General features: G+C 33.7%; 9 protein-coding genes. All 9 read left to right on the top strand.

All coding sequences use genetic code 11. The features are described from left to right. Positions 1 to 15: 15 nt before the first annotated feature. The 9 genes from U0D62_RS20865 (at position 16) to U0D62_RS20825 (ending at position 17,902) form a co-directional block, all read left to right on the top strand. Entirely contained in the window at positions 16 to 2,829 is a 2,814-nt protein-coding gene (locus U0D62_RS20865; protein ID WP_322289291.1) for a hypothetical protein, read from the top strand. A gap of 12 nt (positions 2,830 to 2,841) precedes the next feature. Beyond that, complete coding sequence (locus tag U0D62_RS20860) at positions 2,842 to 7,641, top strand: PKD domain-containing protein (RefSeq protein ID WP_322289290.1); 4,800 nt, start codon at positions 2,842 to 2,844, stop codon at positions 7,639 to 7,641. Then, positions 7,631 to 9,292: a contractile injection system tape measure protein gene (locus U0D62_RS20855; protein ID WP_322289289.1), complete on the top strand. Its 1,662-nt coding sequence runs from the start codon at positions 7,631 to 7,633 to the stop codon at positions 9,290 to 9,292. The genes U0D62_RS20860 and U0D62_RS20855 overlap by 11 nt, the downstream gene beginning before the upstream one ends. A 322-nt stretch (positions 9,293 to 9,614) precedes the next feature. Further along, positions 9,615 to 10,103 (top strand): hypothetical protein, encoded by a 489-nt coding sequence (locus U0D62_RS20850; RefSeq protein ID WP_322289288.1) that lies wholly within the window; start codon positions 9,615 to 9,617, stop codon positions 10,101 to 10,103. Positions 10,104 to 10,199: 96 nt separating this feature from the next. Next, positions 10,200 to 12,164, top strand: a complete 1,965-nt coding sequence (locus U0D62_RS20845) for an eCIS core domain-containing protein (RefSeq protein ID WP_322289287.1) — start codon at positions 10,200 to 10,202, stop codon at positions 12,162 to 12,164. Between the two features lies 1 nt (position 12,165). Continuing rightward, positions 12,166 to 12,507 (top strand): hypothetical protein, encoded by a 342-nt coding sequence (locus tag U0D62_RS20840; protein ID WP_322289286.1) that lies wholly within the window; start codon positions 12,166 to 12,168, stop codon positions 12,505 to 12,507. A 21-nt stretch (positions 12,508 to 12,528) separates the two neighbouring features. Then, positions 12,529 to 13,191 carry a hypothetical protein gene (locus U0D62_RS20835; protein ID WP_322289285.1) on the top strand — a complete coding sequence of 221 codons (663 nt, stop codon included), beginning with the start codon at positions 12,529 to 12,531 and terminating at the stop codon, positions 13,189 to 13,191. Between the two features lie 26 nt (positions 13,192 to 13,217). Then, entirely contained in the window at positions 13,218 to 17,381 is a 4,164-nt protein-coding gene (locus U0D62_RS20830; protein ID WP_322289284.1) for an eCIS core domain-containing protein, read from the top strand. Continuing rightward, a complete protein-coding gene (locus U0D62_RS20825) occupies positions 17,381 to 17,902 on the top strand; it encodes an SMI1/KNR4 family protein (RefSeq protein WP_322289283.1) in 522 nt (173 codons plus the stop codon). Before U0D62_RS20830 ends, U0D62_RS20825 begins: the two co-directional genes overlap by 1 nt. Positions 17,903 to 17,933: the final 31 nt, after the last annotated feature.

Genomic DNA, 17,933 nt, shown 5'->3' with positions numbered 1-17,933 from the left:
TAACAATAGATCACAATGAACGAGACGATATCCATACCAAAAAATGTAAATACCGGAAATGATCTGGATTATGAATATCTAAGAGAAACCGGTATAGAATATATCGAGAAGATAGGAAGTAAACTCTGGACCGATTATAATGTTCATGATCCGGGTGTAACTATCTTAGAAATGTTGTCTTATGCCATTACAGATCTTTCTCAACGTATTGAGATGCCTATACAAAACCTTTTGGCATCCAAAGAGAATAATTTTGCTAAAATGCATGAGCAGTTTCTCTCAGCAATAAATATACTTCCAACCAAACCAATTACGGCATTAGATTATAGAAACTTGTTTGTACATGTTCAAGGAGTTAAAAACGCATGGATCAAAGCACATGAACAATACATACATATTAATTGTGATGTTCATCCAGCCCAGCTTTCGTACAATGCCTTTGATGAGGATCAGACGATACCGGCACCTTTTAAACTGCAAGGACTTAATGATATCATATTAGATTTAGAAGAAGATGTAGAAGATCCAGATGTTGTTATAAATAAAGTAAGAGATATTTATCATCAAAACAGAAACCTTTGTGAAGATATTGTAGATATTACCTTGGTACAAGAAGATCCAATAGCTATTTGTGCATATATAGACCTTAAACCAGGAGCAGATGAAGAATATGTTTTGGCACTTATTTATCAGGCAATAGATTTTTACTTTTCTCCAACGATTAGTTTTTATTCCCTTGAGCAAATGTTTGATAAAGGATATACTACTGATCAGATTTTTGAAGGACCTATACCTTTTAAAGGGGGATGTGTTGATTTTGAAGATGTAAAAGGAGGATTTATTGATACAAAAGAATTGATTGAAGCAGACCTTAGAAAACAGGTAAGACTTTCTGATATCATTCAAATAATAATGAATATAGAAGGAGTCAATGTTATCAAGGATATTTCTATCGGAAACTGTGATGGTCCAATTGGTCTTGGAGGTGATTGGAATATATGTGTTAAAGATTGGCATAAACCGATTCGTTGTGATAAAAGCATTTTTAATTTCACAAAAGGATTACTACCTATTGGTATAAATCAATCTAAGGTCGAGGAGTACTTAGAGCAGTTAAAGGCCGAAGAAAAAGCAAAACAACAAAGTGTTGATATCGAAGACGTAGAAATACCTCAAGGATCTTATCAGACACCAGAAAGCTATACAACAATTCAGAATGATTTTCCTGATACTTATGGGATATCTTCTATTGGACTCCCAGGTAATGCAACAGTTGCTCGTAAAGCAAAGGCAGAACAATTAAAAGCATACTTGCTATTTTTTGATCAGATATTAGCAAACTACCTGAAACAACTATCAAAGGTAAAAGATCTTTTATCTGTAGATGAAGATTTAAAAAAACTGTATTTAGAAAATACGATACTCAACGAAGAAGAAGAATTAAGAGCAAAACAAACATTTTATACGCAGGAGGTAGAAGATATCACTGATATAAAAAAGATAATTACAGAGCATCCTACCTATGAACATGATCTTATTGAGATTATGAATAACGTCAAAGGAAAAGATACTGGAGATGATGTATTCTATAAGAGAAGAAATGAACTTTTGGATCATTTAATAGGGCGTTTTGCAGAACGATTCTCAGATTATGTATTCATCATGAAAATATTGTATGGTGATAATGAAAGTGCGAATGATGAGATTTTGAGAGCTAAACTTAATTTTTTACAAGATTATAAACAGATAAGCTGTGAAAGAGGACTAGGCTTTAATTATTGTAACCCAGAAACTACAGATACGGATAATGGAATCTGGGATACATTTAACATTTCTGGATTTCAAAAAAGAGTTTCTAGACTTTTAGGAATACTTGATTATAAGAGAAGAGATCTGGTTACAGAATTTTTAGAAGTATATGAAGAAGAAGATGATGATGATATAACAGAGTATCGATGGAGAATAAAAAATGAAACCCAGGTGTTATTATCATCAAGTAAGCATTATCATAATCTTTCTGATGCTTTCGAAGAATTATTTCTGGCGTATCATCTCTCAAAAAACCCGGATAACTATGAGTTCAAACTAACAGTTGATGGTACCAAGACCTATTTTAACCTGATCAATCCTAAAGTTACAGACCCAGAAAATGAGAATAGAATAATTGCAAGAAGAATAGCTTTCACGGATACAGAAGAAGAATCTGTTGTAGCTAGAGATAAACTAATCGAATTGATAAAAGAGATTAGTGCAGATGAAGGTATGTATGTGATCGAACATATTTTATTACGTCCGGATACATACAATCTTAATCAATTTGATCCGGATCCGCCAGAAGATTTATTACCCGATGCGGCTCCAGAAGATTTTATGCCTACCTGTCTGGACTCTGATTGTAAAACCTGTAGTCCGGTAGATCCGTATTCATATAGAGTAACGATTATCTTGCCAGGTTGGACAGAAAGATTTGGTAACAAAGACTTCAGAACTTTTGCAGAACAATTGATTCGTGAAGAACTACCGGCTCATGTTCTGGCAAAAATTTGCTGGATTGGATATCCAAAAGGACTAGTTCCGGATGGAGATAATGAAATGCTTAATCTGCAGGAAAAATATAAAACCTTTTTAGAGCTATTGCATTGTGATAACATAATTGATAGCAAGTCGGATATAGAAAACTACAGAACCTCTGTAAACGAATTAGTAAACTGTATGAATAGTGTTCATACTATTTATCACACAGGTAGATTGCATGATTGCGATAATGATAATACAGAAGAAACAGGAAATAAAATAATATTAGGAAGAACGAATATTGGCAACCTTTAAAGAAGAAACGTCATGGCAACAATAAAATTAGAAGAAATCACAACGCAATATCGATCATTTGTTCCAGATCAGGTGTTGACTGCAGAACAACTTAATACGATCATTGATTATTTTGAAGATCAAAATAGATTAACACGAGTATGTCTCAGTGGAGTAGGAATCGTTTGTGGTTTGGAGATAAAATATATAGCAAATACTTCAATTGCTGTATCAGCGGGATCTGGAGTTACAACAGATGGAGACCTTGTTAAGTATGAAGGTAAAACCTATACACATTTTAAATTATTTGAAGATAGGGATGCAGAGTATCCAAAATTTCAGGATAACGGAAATATTCTGGAATTATTCACTTCAGAAGAAGCTACAGAAGTTGAGGCAGCAGCTTTAAACACTCTAGAAAGTATAGCCAATAAAGTTGTAGTACTATATCTTGAAAATTATGCTAAAGAAGAAACGCCATGTACTTCTATAGATTGTGATACGCAAGGTAGAGAACAAGTTGCCAAAATAAGAATGTTATTGCTCAACAAAACAGATGTCGAAGCCATGAATATTACAGACACTGTCTTTACAAAACATAACAATATAGAATCCTATTTAGGATTGCCAAAGGTTGCAGTAAAAAGAGTGATACTTAATCAAAATAACACAAAGAAATATGTAGGTTTAATTTCTAGCTATTTTCGTTCTATTAATAACGCACCTTCTGCATCATTCAATTTGATGACAGGAATCACAAGCTTATTTACTGACTTTAGTAAATTACTACAGATCGATCAATCTGCAATAAAATTAGCCGCGATTTCTAATGGCTTTAAAAAGATTTTTGGGTTTTCAATAAATAAAATACCATTAGATATACAGTATAGATACGATGTTTTAAAAGATCTGGATGACACGTATGAAGAAATAAAAAGATTGTTGTTTGATCTTAAAATTGTCTGCTGTCCATCAGAAACTTCATTTCCTAAACATTTATTATTAGGAGAGTTAGTAACTGATAAAGAATACTTGATTTGCAGACATAAATTTTATCCTTCCATTATTATCCCTCATAGAGATGAGCGATTAAAAGAGATCAGAAACCTCATGGATCGTATGTATCATATGGTAAATGAATATGTGGTTAATATCGAAGAACTGATAAAAATAACACCTTCAAAAGATTGTATCTACGACTTAAGTGATCGATCAATACCTTATTACTTTAAAACAACTAATAACCTTATAAAAGTTTGGGATTATAATAAAACTATTAAATATCAATATCAAAGAAATATAGGGTATCAAACAGCTAACTTATCAACCAATGATGATATTCAAAATCCATTAGATTATTGTCTTAATAAGTTTGATTTCTATCGTATTGAAGGGCATTTAGGACGTGATTATAGAGATGCGCTTAAAGAAATTAATGAGATCAAAGTAGAAAAAGGACTTGCATTTGATGTTAAGGTTTTGAGTATCGATGAAACGCTGGATGATATTGATATTACAGAATACAATTGTCATTTTGAAGATCTGAATACTATTCTGTTAGCATTTTTAAAAGAACAAAAATGTCTGTATCAAGACGTGGCACAATTCTTTTCAGGTTTCAGTATTACAGAACCAGGAAAAAACAAATACTATACTGTAGATGATTTTGGAAGAACTGTCGGAACCGATTTTAGAGAAAAAACAGAAACAGAACCTAAGAAAGAATTCAGAATAGCTAGTGATCTTACCTTTATAGAAGATAGAGCCAGATTCGAAGGTACTACTGATTTTGAATTTATTGCTTCCCAACCAATCGTATATCAACCAGTAGAAGTTGTAGAAGAAAGTATCTATACAGATGAAGATGTGATTGGTGTGGTAATTATGGAAGCCATTGCCGAAAATCCAGATAGAGAGGCTGATACCTTGATAAGGGTGATAGAGGATAAGATAAAGGATAACGTAGCAATCAATGAGCTTGACGAAGAAACCAGAACGGTTACTGTAAGATTACCGTATGAATTATTAACCTATGCTAGAGCAACAGCAAGATTGATTCCTACAACGATCTCAGAATTAAACTCCTCAAGATTGGATAGATTTTCAGCTTCAGTAAAAGAATTATGCACATTAGTAGATCGTTATCAAAAAAGAATCAATACCATATTGTATAGAAGTCAACAAAGCAGCTATATACGTAGAGGTTTTGAGTCAAGAGTAGAACTACTATTAAACCAGTTAACAGTCAATTGTTGCGCTGCAGAAAAAATCCAGGTTTTATTGGATGATATTCAAAAGCGAAAAGAAGAGATTTTAGCACAAAAAACCCTAGCCAAATTTGTAGAAAAACATCCTGGATTAGAACATAAAGCAGGAGTGCAACCTGGTGGAACTTTTATTATGGTATACAAAGGGAAGCCTAATACAGTAGATACTATACGTCCGGAAATAGGAGTGTTTGAAAGAGAAATTGTTGCTTTTAGAGAAAGGATAGGGGTGCTAAGAGGAGAAACTATTGTTAATGTAGAATTAGAAAAACAAATCAAAGATCTATTGGTTCGAGAAGATGGATTAAGAGTTGCCAGTGCGGCAAATTTACCCCAAGGAACCGTATTAGCAGATTTTGCATTGCCATATTTATGCTGTTCTGATTGTGCTCCGGTTAATTTTATTATACCAGCTCAAAAAGTATCACTTAGATTACCAGTTGCTTTTATCTGTTTAGATGATGATACACAACCTATACTTTTCGAAGTCATTCCAGAAGATGGAGAAGTTAAGGCTGATGTCGAAGAACAATTTAATGGTGGAGTAAGATTAAATGATGATAACAGATATGTTTTTGATGCTAAAGAAGTTAGTCCAGAACTATACGGAACAGAAATCTCATTTACTGTAAATGATCAATTTACCGATGCCAAAATAACGGTGTATGAAAAACCGCAATTTGATTTTGAAGTAGATGCAATTGTTTATGATTTTGAAGAAGGCACAGCTCAGGTAACTTTTAGCGTTACAGGAACCAATCTCCCTGATGGTATTAGTTTCGAATGGGATTTTGGTGATGGTACGCCAAATAGTGTAACTACTCAAGATGCTATTATACATACATATCGATTGGAAACAATACAGAATAATACAGTTACAGTTTCCTTGACTGGTTCAAATGGCCCTTGTGAACCTGCAATAACAAAAGATATAGTGTTTGAAGAACAGGAGATTACACTTTTATTTGACCCTGATATCGTTTGTTTAGGAGAAAGTACTGAAATTATTGCATACACATTGACACCTCCTAATGCATCAATAACAACAGGTATTCAAGGGATTACTATTTTAGATGGTAATCGTATTGAAATAGATCCAACTGTCTTTGATATTTTTAATGAAACCATTTCTTTTTCAGTGAATGGTGAATTGCAAACAGATATTGGTTCCACAATCACAGTATGGAAAAAACCTCAATTCGGAATAATATTCTCACCAAATCCAATAGAAATCCAAGAAGGAACAGATGAAGTTGAGGTTACATTTACGTTAGATAATCAAAATGAGTTTAATCAGGATTTATTTGATTATACATGGAGTTTTGGTGGTGATAATACACTATCAGGATTAAGTGTAACCAATACATTTACAGGTTTAAGTGACTCTCAAAACCCGATCTTAAATGTAGAGTTAAGTGTTGAAGGAGATGGAGATCCTTGCGGACCCGATAGTGTACGTATAGAAATCCCCATAACCATAATCCCTGCTCCAATTATAGGAATACGCCTTGAAAAAGATGATTTCTGTATTAATGATAGCAGAAGATACGCGTTTATTGTAACTCCAGACGGAGTTGATCCTACCATAGCAGGCAATGGGGTAGCAAGAAGAAACAATAGATTTGAGTTTACTCCATCTAATAGTAACTTAGGGAACGTCCCATTTACAGTAGATGGAGATCCTTCAGATTATAATATAACCGTTCATAGAGCTGCAGAATCTCTATTGTTCTATGGAGGTAATAGAAGTGATTTCTTTGTTGGAGTTCAAAGCGACCCTAGAGAACGATGGTCATTTAATTGGGAAATCCAACTTCTTGATGATAACGGAACAGAGATCGATCCATCCATTATAAAAATAACAGATAATATAGCAAGATGGACTGGCGAGAACATTAGTTTTAATCAAGCAACGGTTAAGGTAGTAGTTAATAGGTTTATTCCTAATGAAGAACTCTGCGGATCTACCTTGTCAGAAGAAATTGTTCTGAGAGAAATTCCTTGTGAAACTTCACAGTTCGGAACCGTGAATTTTGTACACGAAACCTTAAGAAACCTGGTAAATGAAGATGGAGGACTTAATACTGATAATCCGACACTTCAAAAACTAATAACACTCATATTAGAAGAATATAGTTTCTTTTCAGATATAGAGAATATCAAACGTTATGAACGACCACTTGATGAGACATTTGCAAGATTTGATGCATTCTTTGATAATAACCAAAGAGATTGGATACCAGATAATATCAAAACCGATACAGATAAACAATTCTTCTCAGATTTGATACAGTATGAATTCTTATTGATCACCTTAGTGACTAATTGCGCTGATGTAAATGTCAGTAGATACTCAGAAAGAATACTTACAATTTTTGAAATACTAGGGATCAACCCTGGAAATAATAATACCGGATTTATCGTAGGATCAATTACTAACACAGCTGGGGATAGTGTCAATATTTCTCGAGAAATAAGTGTGACAGATATTACACGTAATGTTATAGATAACAAAATAAATTTCAAAGGTTTCTTAAATACAATTAATAGAATAGATGGCCAATAAAACACACATCATCAATAAAGTATTCTTTGAGGTAAATACGCCGGATACAAAAACGGCGTATTACCTTAGAGATAACCTTGATGTGTTTTTAAAACAAAGCCTTTTACCAACTCTACAAGCATTTTTTGATAACCTTTCAGGAACTGATGATCAGATTTTGAGATTTGATACATTAGAACTAAACATTAATAGCAAAAATGTAAAAGATCAGATACAATTACAACTTGATATTATCAAGTCAATTCAGAAACAAATAATTGAAAAAAAAGCATCTAATCCATTAAAAACTGAAGAATCTTCACCCATTACTAATCAGAAAAAAAGTGATCTGGATACTTTCTTCTATTTTCTTAAAACAGGCCAAAATCCTTGGTGGAATATAGCTTCAGGAAATAATTTTTTTGATTTAGAATTTATTAAAGCTCTAGTTTTAGATAAAGGTTTTGAACAAAAACTGAGAGTAATTTTATCTAAAAAAACAGCTCAACAGAGACTGATCTACCAGTTCTCCGATGCGATGTTGATAAACATATTTAGTAAAAAAATACCAACTAAGAAAAACAGTAAATTATTCAAACAATACATTGGTTCATCAAAGTTCAGAGATCAATTTTGGAAAATTATTATTAAGCATATAGCAAGTAATAAACAAATTGATATAAAACAAGAACTCTACAGTCTAATTGCAACAATTATAAAAGAAAGGCACATAACAGGAACACTTTTAAATCAATTCTCCATAAGATTTTTAAGAGAAGAATTAAACAAAATATCTCAAAGTACTTCAATTACGCAAGAGGATCTAAAGGATTTAAAAATAGTTCTTGTTAAAGAATTGAAATCAGATAAAAAACCTGAAATCATTATTAATAATGTATTCAGTTTTATAGATAAATATCCTAATAACAAACAAACCGATTTAAAAGAATTAGCACTAGAAATTATAAATATACTCCTTAAAAAGAGGGGAAAAGAAATCAAGAAAGTAAGCTCAGAAATTCTATCAATTACTTCGGATGTTATACGTGAAGAAATCGGGGTTTTTCAATTTGAAAAATTCCAAAACCCCCAAAAGGAATATAAAGACGATATAAAATTAGAAGATTTTATAGTTGATAGAGAAGAAAAAATAGAAGATGAAACAAAAATTGATGAGGTATATATAAACAATGCAGGACTAGTACTGTTACATCCGTATTTACATCGCTTTTTCATAGCAACAAAATTAGCAGATGATTCAGGAAATATTAAGCCCGATAAAATAGAATTGGCGATACACTTGTTACACTATCTGGCAACCAAAAAAGAACAGCAACCAGAGAGTAATATGGTTTTTGAGAAATTTTTATGTGGATTCCCGATACAAAAACCGATTAAAAAAGCGATAAGGTTGTCCAAAGAACTGAAGCAGGAAGCAGAAGAATTATTAGAGGCAATTCTTAAAAACTGGGAAGTTCTTAAAAACACTACACCAGATGGTTTAAGAGAAGGATTCATAAAACGAGAAGGTAAATTAATTCTCAATGACGATTCCAAATATAGAATTGTTGTTGAACGCAAAACACAAGATATTCTCCTAGAGAAATTACCATGGAATCTCACCATAATTAGATTGCCATGGATAGATAGATTAATTTTTGTTGAATGGTAAATATTAAAATACTTGAACAAAACATAATTATAGAATTAACGAATACTCTTAAAATATAAACAGATGACATCGTCAAAGATTCCATCTGACCTTTGAAAAACAATAAATATAAACAGATGAAACCGACACGATTAAAATAATCTTTAAATACAAAGTCGAATGATTATTGTAATCGTCAAAGATTCCATCTGACCTTTGAAAAACAATAAATATAAACAGATGAAACCGACACGATTAAAATAATCTTTAAATACACAGTCGAATGATTATTGTAATCGTCAAAGATTCCATCTGACCTTTGAAAAACAATAAATATAAACAGATGAAAGCAACATTGTATATAATAACTCTTCTTGCTATAACAGTTATTCTATTGTCTAGATTAGAGATAGAGATTTTAGAGCTTAAACCGATTAAAGAGATTGATTTAAGCACCTTGTTAATATCGTTTCCTATCATACTAGCATTGGTAGAAAGATTTAATGAGCTTTTTGTGATTACTAAAAAGGATAAAGATCAGGAAGATGGAGAGGAGAATAAGAAAGAAGAGTCAAAGAAAAACTTCATGAAAACATCCTATACGTCTTTTACAGTAGGGTTATTATTAGCTATTGTGGGGTTTAGAATTTTAGAAACATTTATGAGCCCTCCTTCAGAAGAATTAATTTTTCAAAACGTCGCATTCAGAAGTTTAGATTGCCTGTTAACGGCTTCAGTGATTGCTGGAGGTGCAGATGGTTGGCATCAGTTAGTAAGTTTAATTAGTGAAGTAACCAAAGCAAAACGAAAAGAAATAAAAGAAGAAACATGATCCCTAGTTAAACATCTGTAATACCAGTTGTAAATGGTATAAATATAGATGGATTGTATTCAACTTGTTTTAAAGTAATTAAAAAACAATGTACCGATGAGATTTTTTAGAAGACAAAGAGAAGATAGCAAGGCATCAAATCAAACTCCGTTTGTCAAACCTACTATTCAGAAAAAACTGAATGTAGGTAAACCAGGAGATAAATATGAGGTAGAAGCGGATAAAATGGCTGATCAGGTGGTTAATAAAAATACCTCTGATAGTGGTAAAAAGATTGGACAAACAGAAGATGAGATGCAGAAAAAACCATTGGCAGCTTCAGTAACTCCATTGATCCAAAAACAAGAATCTACAGAAGAAGAACAGGTACAACCCAGTATGTTTAAAGAGAAAAATAAAGGAGGAGCTGAGGAGGAAGAACCTGTTCAGAAGATGGAAGAGGAAGAATCTGTTCAGACAATGGAAGAGGAGGAACCTGTCCAGAAAATGGAAGAGGAAGAGTCTGTGCAGAAGATGGAAGAAGAAGAGCCTGTTCAAAAGATGGAAGAGGAGGAACCTGTTCAGAAAATGGAAGAGGAGGAGTCTGTTCAAAAGATGGAAGAGGAAGAACCTGTTCAGAAAATGGAAGAGGAAGAATCAGTACAAAAACAAGAGGAAGAAGAAGTACAAACTAAATCTAATAATCCAAATCCTTCTGCTTCTATAGAACCTAAACTTAAAAGTAGAAAAGGAAAAGGAAAAAGAATGTCTGGTGGTACCAGAGCAGAAATGGAAACTGGTTTTGGAGCAGATTTTAGCAATGTAAATATCCATACAGATAGTTCAGCAGAACAAATGACCAAAGAATTAGGAGCTCAAGCTTTTACTCACGGAAATGATATTTATTTTAATAAAGGAAAATTCAATCCAGATTCTCAAGAAGGCAAACACTTATTGGCTCATGAGCTTACACATACTATTCAGCAAGAAGGGATGGTTCCTAGTAAGCTTCAATTTACCATTGGTGACGGGCATGATCTTTCTGCAGCAAGGTTTTCTGGTAATAATGTGTTAGAAGCTTGTCTGGATAATGAACAAACTTTAAGAAAAGGAAATACAGGAGCTGCAGTATCATTAATGCAACAAGGATTGGTAGATGCAGGATTTCCGCTTCCAAGATTTGGAGTAGATGGTATTTTTGGTAGTGAAACAAAAAGAGCTCTGCAAAACTTTCAAAGAGCATCCTCATTGGGAGCAGATGGTGTTTTAGGACCAAGTACGATGTCTGCTCTTGATAGCCTTTTTACAGGAGGAGCGCCATCCTTACCACCAGTAACACCAGTAAATCCTCCACCTACAACACCGCCAACTGTTACCACAGAAACAATAAAATCAGCACCAGATGGTTCTCCGGATACTCGAACAACCGTTGGTGTTGGAGAAAGAATACGACTTACGGCTAATACAGCAGGAACCTGGACTGTGTCAGATGGGCATATCATAGGGATTAATAACGGAGCTTCTGTAGTTTGGGAAGCCCCAGCAGTGGCTTCAAGCCCAACCATTACAATTACTACTCCAGGAGGAACTAAGGTAACTCCGTTTACCGTTGTACCACCAAATTCATTGAATATGGTGGTAAGCAATCATGACCCAATTCCGGCAGGAACAGCAGGAGCATGTATGTTGCTTAGTGTAACAGTTAATCCATTAAACGTAAACTTAGGAAGAACACAATGGTTAGAAGTTCCTGGACCAGCAACAAATGTGTCTGGTTATTTTAACCAGTTTAATGCGGCGACCATTTTTCATAATCCAAATCCAGATTTTTTACCATTTAATGATAACAATACTGGATTAACAGATCACGCTGCATGGCACGCTGTACCGTCTCCTTTTTCGTTTGGAACTTTTGAATGGGTAATCCCTAACCAATATAAAATCGATGGAGAATCAGACGCTCAAGGAAGAGTGTTTACGAATACAGTTCAAGCATTTTTTATGTTTCCGGGAGGAACTATGATGATTACAAAAGCAGGTACAGCCTCTGTAATCAGAACCATAAATAACTTAGTTATTTAAAATGAACGAGAATCTTATCATAAAATTAGTGATCAGTTCAGACAGAATCTCAAAAAGAGATTTGAACACTTTTAAGATAGGATTAGAGATACATAATACAAGTAATGGGGTCAATTATTTTGATATTTCTCAAACAGAGCTATTTGTAAATGATATAAGAAGTTTTGCTTGGGATTTAACCGTGCAAAACGGTACGATTATTAATCTTAAGATACTCCCAAAACGATTCGAAACGGTACAATGGCTAATGGGCGAAGCATTGTTTTCTGAAGAAGGGAAATATCTATTAAGATTAGAATTGAAGAATAAGACATTATTACAAAATGTAATTGTTTTTGAATAGATAACCGATAAAAATAAACAAATGAAAACACTACTAAATGATTTACATCTTTATGAACTAGTGCTTCTTTTCTTAGGAATATTTTTATTCATGATCCTGAGTGCAGGATTGGTATACTATATTATTAAAAAAGAAGCAATAAAGAGATTGCTTTTATTTTTTCCGATACCCATTATAATGATTGCATATCCTAGCATTCAGGAGATTACAATTTCAAGCGAAAAGATTGAATTATCTAAGTATCAAGAAAAATATATTGAAAACCCAAATGATACCATTGCAAGACAAAAGCTAGAAGAGCTAGCAGGAAGACTAGAAGAAAGAGCACAATCCCCAGAAGATATTGTTGAGATCAGTAAAACAAAACTATTGTTGGGTGATACCCAAGAAGCTATAAAATATGCAAATAAAGCTATTGAAGCAGAGAAAGAAAAAATAAAAGATGAATTATCAGAGACAAGTGTTTCTAGAGATACTATAAATAGAGGGGTAGAAAAACAAAATGCAATTACTCAAGCAACACAATTGAAACAATTAGCAAAGATCCAAAACTTAGTGTTGAGCGAAAAAGATACTGCGGTCTTAAAGGCTAAGATAAAAAGTATTAAAGTCAGTGATGAATTAAAAGGAACAAAAAGAATAATCAGTAGTGATGCTTTGAAGCGAGCTAGAAAAACTAATTAATAATTTAAATGATGATACTCTGATTTATGTTTAAAGCAGCGTCTATACATAATACTACTACAACGACACACCCTTCTCTTTTTCAAAATGAGAAAGGGGAAAATGCTTTTATACAACCTAAATTAAATATCGGAAAAGCTGGAGATAAATATGAAGTCGAAGCCGATAGAATGGCAGATACAATAATCGCTAAAGGAAAAGACGATAATAATGTATCTATGAATCCTTTGCCTTCTGTTCAACAGCAATCAGAAGAAGTACAGCAAGATACTACAGCGGATTTAGAAGTTCAAGAAAAACCATTTGTTGAAAATAATATATCATTAATTCAACCTCAATCAGAAAATTCTGAAGAATTACAAGAACAACCAGAAAAAGAAATACAAAAGAAAGAATCAGAAGATCAGGTTTTGAAAAAGGAAGAGTCAGAAACTCTCATACAGCATCTTCAAAAACAAGAGGAGGAACATCAACCTTTAGAAGAAGTTCAAACAAAGCCTGAAACTGATATAGAAATACAACAAAAACAAAATGTAGAGACTACAACAGCACAAATTCAGCGTCAGTCAGAAGAAGAAGTCGAAGAAGTACAAAAGCAACCTGAAAAAGAAATACAAGAACAGGCAACCGAAGAAATACAAACCTTTGAGCCCGAAAAACAGGTTCAAAAAGAACCTGAACATAACATAGTAGCTCCTGATATTCAAAAACAAGATGAAGATATACAAGAATTAGAAGAGGAAGAAGAGATTCAGGAAAAAGAAGAAATAAAAGTACAAGCAAAGGCAGATGGTGTAGATAATAGCGCAAATATTGAGAACAATTTGAATAGTTCAACAGGAGGAGGCTCTCCACTTCCTAAAAATACCCAATCACAGATGGAATCTGGTTTTGGTACTGATTTTAGCGGAGTTCGAATTCATACAGATGCTAATGCAGTACAAATGAATAAAGATTTGGGAGCTCAAGCTTTTACACATGGAAATGATATCTATTTTAATGAAGGAAAATATGACACCTCTTCTACTTCGGGACAGCATTTATTAGCTCACGAACTTACACATACGGTTCAACAAGGAGCAGTTATTAGAAAAAAGAATTTAAACATATCTTCTAATTCATCGGTTCCTGATATTCAAAGAATAGTTCCTGTCATTGTAGCTCCTGTAGTAACCCCAGTAATAGTTTTTGGTGGAAGTTATCTCACAAGACGTTTAGCAAAGTGGGGAATAAAGAAAATATTTGAAGAAGAAAAAGAAATGGTTGATTACAGCGCAATTATTTTAAAAGAGTTGCGCAGTATTCCAATTGATTTAAAAGGACAAAGTAAATTTAGCCCTCCTTCATATATAGCAAAACATATTCAAACCTTTGGCCTGATGTCAGACTGGTATTTAGCCAATAAAGAAGTAGCCAATAAATTTGGGATCAAGTTCAAAAACGAAATTTTAGAAGGCCCAAAATTAAATATCAAGTTTGGGACGCTAGGTAGTCGTAATGAAGTACCTATTCGTTGGCATGAAAGTACGCAAACCTATGAGATGGATCCTCATTTTATGCATTTAAAACATAGTGCATTTAGTACTGAAGGTAAAAAACTTGTTCCTCATTTAGCATTAGGTATCGATAAAGCAGATAGTTCAGTTTATGGAGGAATAGCACCTTTGTTAGGAGGTCCATTTTCTTTGCGTGCAAAGAGTAAGGCACTAATGCGTAAGATGATGAATAAGGAAGAGTTGGCTAGGCTTGTTTTTGGAGAAGATTATGACAAAGAGAGTTTCAAAGATGTAATTTATATTAATGATGTGCTGGCAGGAGGTTTACATTTTCAATTAGCAGGCTATCAGAATGCGAGTGGGAATCAGACATTAATAGGAGCTTTTGTATTAATTAATGATGTTCACGCCTGGTCAGGTAATATCCAAACTCAAATTAAAGGAATTAGTAATACCGAGATTCCTATAGAAAGGGATTCAAAATCGAGGATTACAGGTGCACTATCCGGACTTTCTCTTGCTGGGGATTGGAATATTAAAGTGGGTAACTTTACGGGTACTTTAGAAGCTTCTTATATTAACGGACTTCTGGATATCAGAGGAGATGTTACCTATAGTTCTGATAGAATACCACAGGCAAACTTAACATTATGGGTTACTACTAAACAACAAGCTTGGGAAGCAGCAGAAAAACGACTTCCACCAGAAGCAAAACAAGAAGATCGCAAATTTGAAAACGAAGATGAGTTAGCAATAACAGGTTGGGGATCTATGGATGTAATTATCATAAAAGATAAACCACAGAAAAAAGGAAAAGGAGGAGCTGGAGCAACTCCTGATGATAATTTCTTAACAGGTAAAGTAGCTGCGGTTATAGATCCAGATGGATTCTTGACTATGAGCGGAGAAATGATTTTTAGCGATAAAGTTCGTTTATTGAATGAGATTGGAGGCGATATGAAAGACGTCTATAAAAAAGGAAGACAACGTCTTGCTTATGTAAACGTGTATCCAGGTATTGGCGTAAGAGTAATGGCAGAAGCTTACTTAAAGTTAGGTTATCAAATAGGACCTGTTGAACTATATGAAATATCTATTAAAGGAATCTATTCAAATAATCCCAACATTAATAAACAACTTGAATTTACTACTCGTATCAACGGTGTTGCCGGACTAAAAGCCGAAGCTGGAATTTCTGGGGCTATAGAACTTAGATTAGGCACAAGATGGAATTATTTAGGAGTGTCCCCAGCAGATGTAAAACTAGGAGTTAATGCAACAGGAGAATTGAGAGGGTACATGGATTTTGCTCCTACTATTGGTGTTAAAAAAGGGAATGCCGCTGAGAAAGATGCCGAAAACATCCCTAAATATTTCTTTAAAGGAAGCCTTACTGTGGGAGGAGAATTGGATATCGTAGGAGCATTTATTGCTTCTTTATCGGTAGTAGGAACAGATTTCAAAGGAGAATATCCTTTTGCTAAGCGTACGATTCCGGGAGCAGCTGTTACTATGGATTGGGATTATATTTTGGGAGATCCAATAACCATGGAGTCGCTTCAAAAAATGACAAAAATCAAAAAAGGAAAATTCAACCCTCCAAAAATGATGAGGGAAATGTTCAAAAAACAAAAAGCAAAAGAAACAGATCAATTAAAAGGTGGATTTAAAGAAGGTAAAAAGGAAATGGGAACAATAGATGACGAAAAAATCCCTATTCCAGAAAATAACACTCCAGAAAGAGAAGTAAAAGATGATTTTAGAATGCTAGGTACCATACACCATTTGATATTACAATTTGAAGAAGGTGATAAACCTCCAAAACTCAAAATGGCTTCAAATCCTGAATTAATATTGAAAAAGGTAGAGATTGCCAGAAATAGGCTATCTGCAGAAATTCCTGATTTAGATGCAGATGATGCTAAGTTGATGGAAGATCGATTGAAAGATCTGGAAAAGATTAAAACAGCGGCAAATAAGGTAATAAAACATGCTACTCAATTAGGAGTGGGAATGTCAAAGTTGAAAAAATCTAATGTACCTGGATTTGAGGAGCTTGGAGACTTAATTTCTGATTACGGGACAAGGTATGGAGTTGACGATTTATCAGGGATACTAACCAAAACAGATACTCCTGGTACTCAAGAAAATCCTTTTGAGATTGTATGGCCAAAACCCCGTAGTGCCAATTACGAACCTTTATATTTTGGTGGACGTTTGGATAAACCGAGATCTCAGGGGATTATGAAAGGATTGTACGCTAAAGGAGCTAAAGATAGTACAGGTAATAAGGTTAAAAAATATACTCCGCATGTCGGTGGAACTTTATCAGGAGGTGAAAAAATAGGAATTTCAAGAGGTTTTAGAACTTTTGACAAGAGAATTGTAGGGCCTTTATCTACAGAAGGTACACCTGGAGGAGGTAAACTCAATAGGATTTTGAAAAAGTACGGATATCTTCCAGGACGTGATGGAGATGGAATGGATGCTGATCACATAGTAGAGATTCAATTTGGAGGAAAAGACGTAGTAGCAAACTTATGGCCATTGGACAGTGATATTAATCAGGAGTCAGGTCGCACACTTAAGGATGCAAAAATTATGTATCCTAAAACTGGTAAAGAAGCAAAAATTAAAGACCTGAAACAAAAACTAAGAAAATACTATTTCAGGATAATAAGATTCGAATATTAATGAAAAAAGAATGGATTCAAATAAAAAAATGGCTACAAAGTAATGCCCCAGAGGTATATAGAGATTTATTACCAGGCTTATCGAAGATTGAAATCGATCGAGCAGAAAAAGAACTTGAGATAGAATTCCCTAAAGAATATAAAGAATCTTTGAAGCAATGTAATGGTCAATTAGGGATGAAAGATAATTTGATAGGAGATTGGAGGTTACTCCGTTTAGAGGCAACAATAAAAGAATGGAAGGCCCTTAATCGTTTATTTCCGGATGATAATAAAAACAGTAAAGATAATTGGGAGAAATATGATTGGTGGAATAAGAAGTGGATACCAATAGCGTATAATGGAGCAGGGGATTTTTTGTGTATTGATTTATCTCAATCAGAAACAGAGATTGATGGACAAATTATTACCTATTGGCATACAAAAGAAGAACGATCAATGATCTATAAAAGTTTTAAAAACTTTATAGAAGCATTCTTAAAAAAAATGCTAGCTGGTGAATATCTATATGGAGATAAATAAAAAAGAACTCAATTCGAATACCAATACCATT

This window comes from Aquimarina callyspongiae (assembly GCF_034322225.1).
Taxonomy (GTDB): Bacteria; Bacteroidota; Bacteroidia; order Flavobacteriales; family Flavobacteriaceae; genus Aquimarina.
The sequence above is the reverse complement of the archived record's forward strand: the minus strand, read 5'-3'. Positions and strand labels throughout refer to the sequence as shown.

What these genes read in the sequence shown, in the direction of transcription:
- U0D62_RS20840 (WP_322289286.1), top strand. Translation starts at nt 12,166, where the DNA reads ATGAACGAGAATCTTATCATAAAATTAGTGATCAGTTCAGACAGAATC.
- U0D62_RS20865 (WP_322289291.1), top strand. Translation starts at nt 16, where the DNA reads ATGAACGAGACGATATCCATACCAAAAAATGTAAATACCGGAAATGAT.
- U0D62_RS20825 (WP_322289283.1), top strand. Translation starts at nt 17,381, where the DNA reads ATGAAAAAAGAATGGATTCAAATAAAAAAATGGCTACAAAGTAATGCC.
- U0D62_RS20845 (WP_322289287.1), top strand. Translation starts at nt 10,200, where the DNA reads ATGAGATTTTTTAGAAGACAAAGAGAAGATAGCAAGGCATCAAATCAA.
- U0D62_RS20860 (WP_322289290.1), top strand. Translation starts at nt 2,842, where the DNA reads ATGGCAACAATAAAATTAGAAGAAATCACAACGCAATATCGATCATTT.
- U0D62_RS20830 (WP_322289284.1), top strand. Translation starts at nt 13,218, where the DNA reads ATGTTTAAAGCAGCGTCTATACATAATACTACTACAACGACACACCCT.
- U0D62_RS20850 (WP_322289288.1), top strand. Translation starts at nt 9,615, where the DNA reads ATGAAAGCAACATTGTATATAATAACTCTTCTTGCTATAACAGTTATT.
- U0D62_RS20835 (WP_322289285.1), top strand. Translation starts at nt 12,529, where the DNA reads ATGAAAACACTACTAAATGATTTACATCTTTATGAACTAGTGCTTCTT.
- U0D62_RS20855 (WP_322289289.1), top strand. Translation starts at nt 7,631, where the DNA reads ATGGCCAATAAAACACACATCATCAATAAAGTATTCTTTGAGGTAAAT.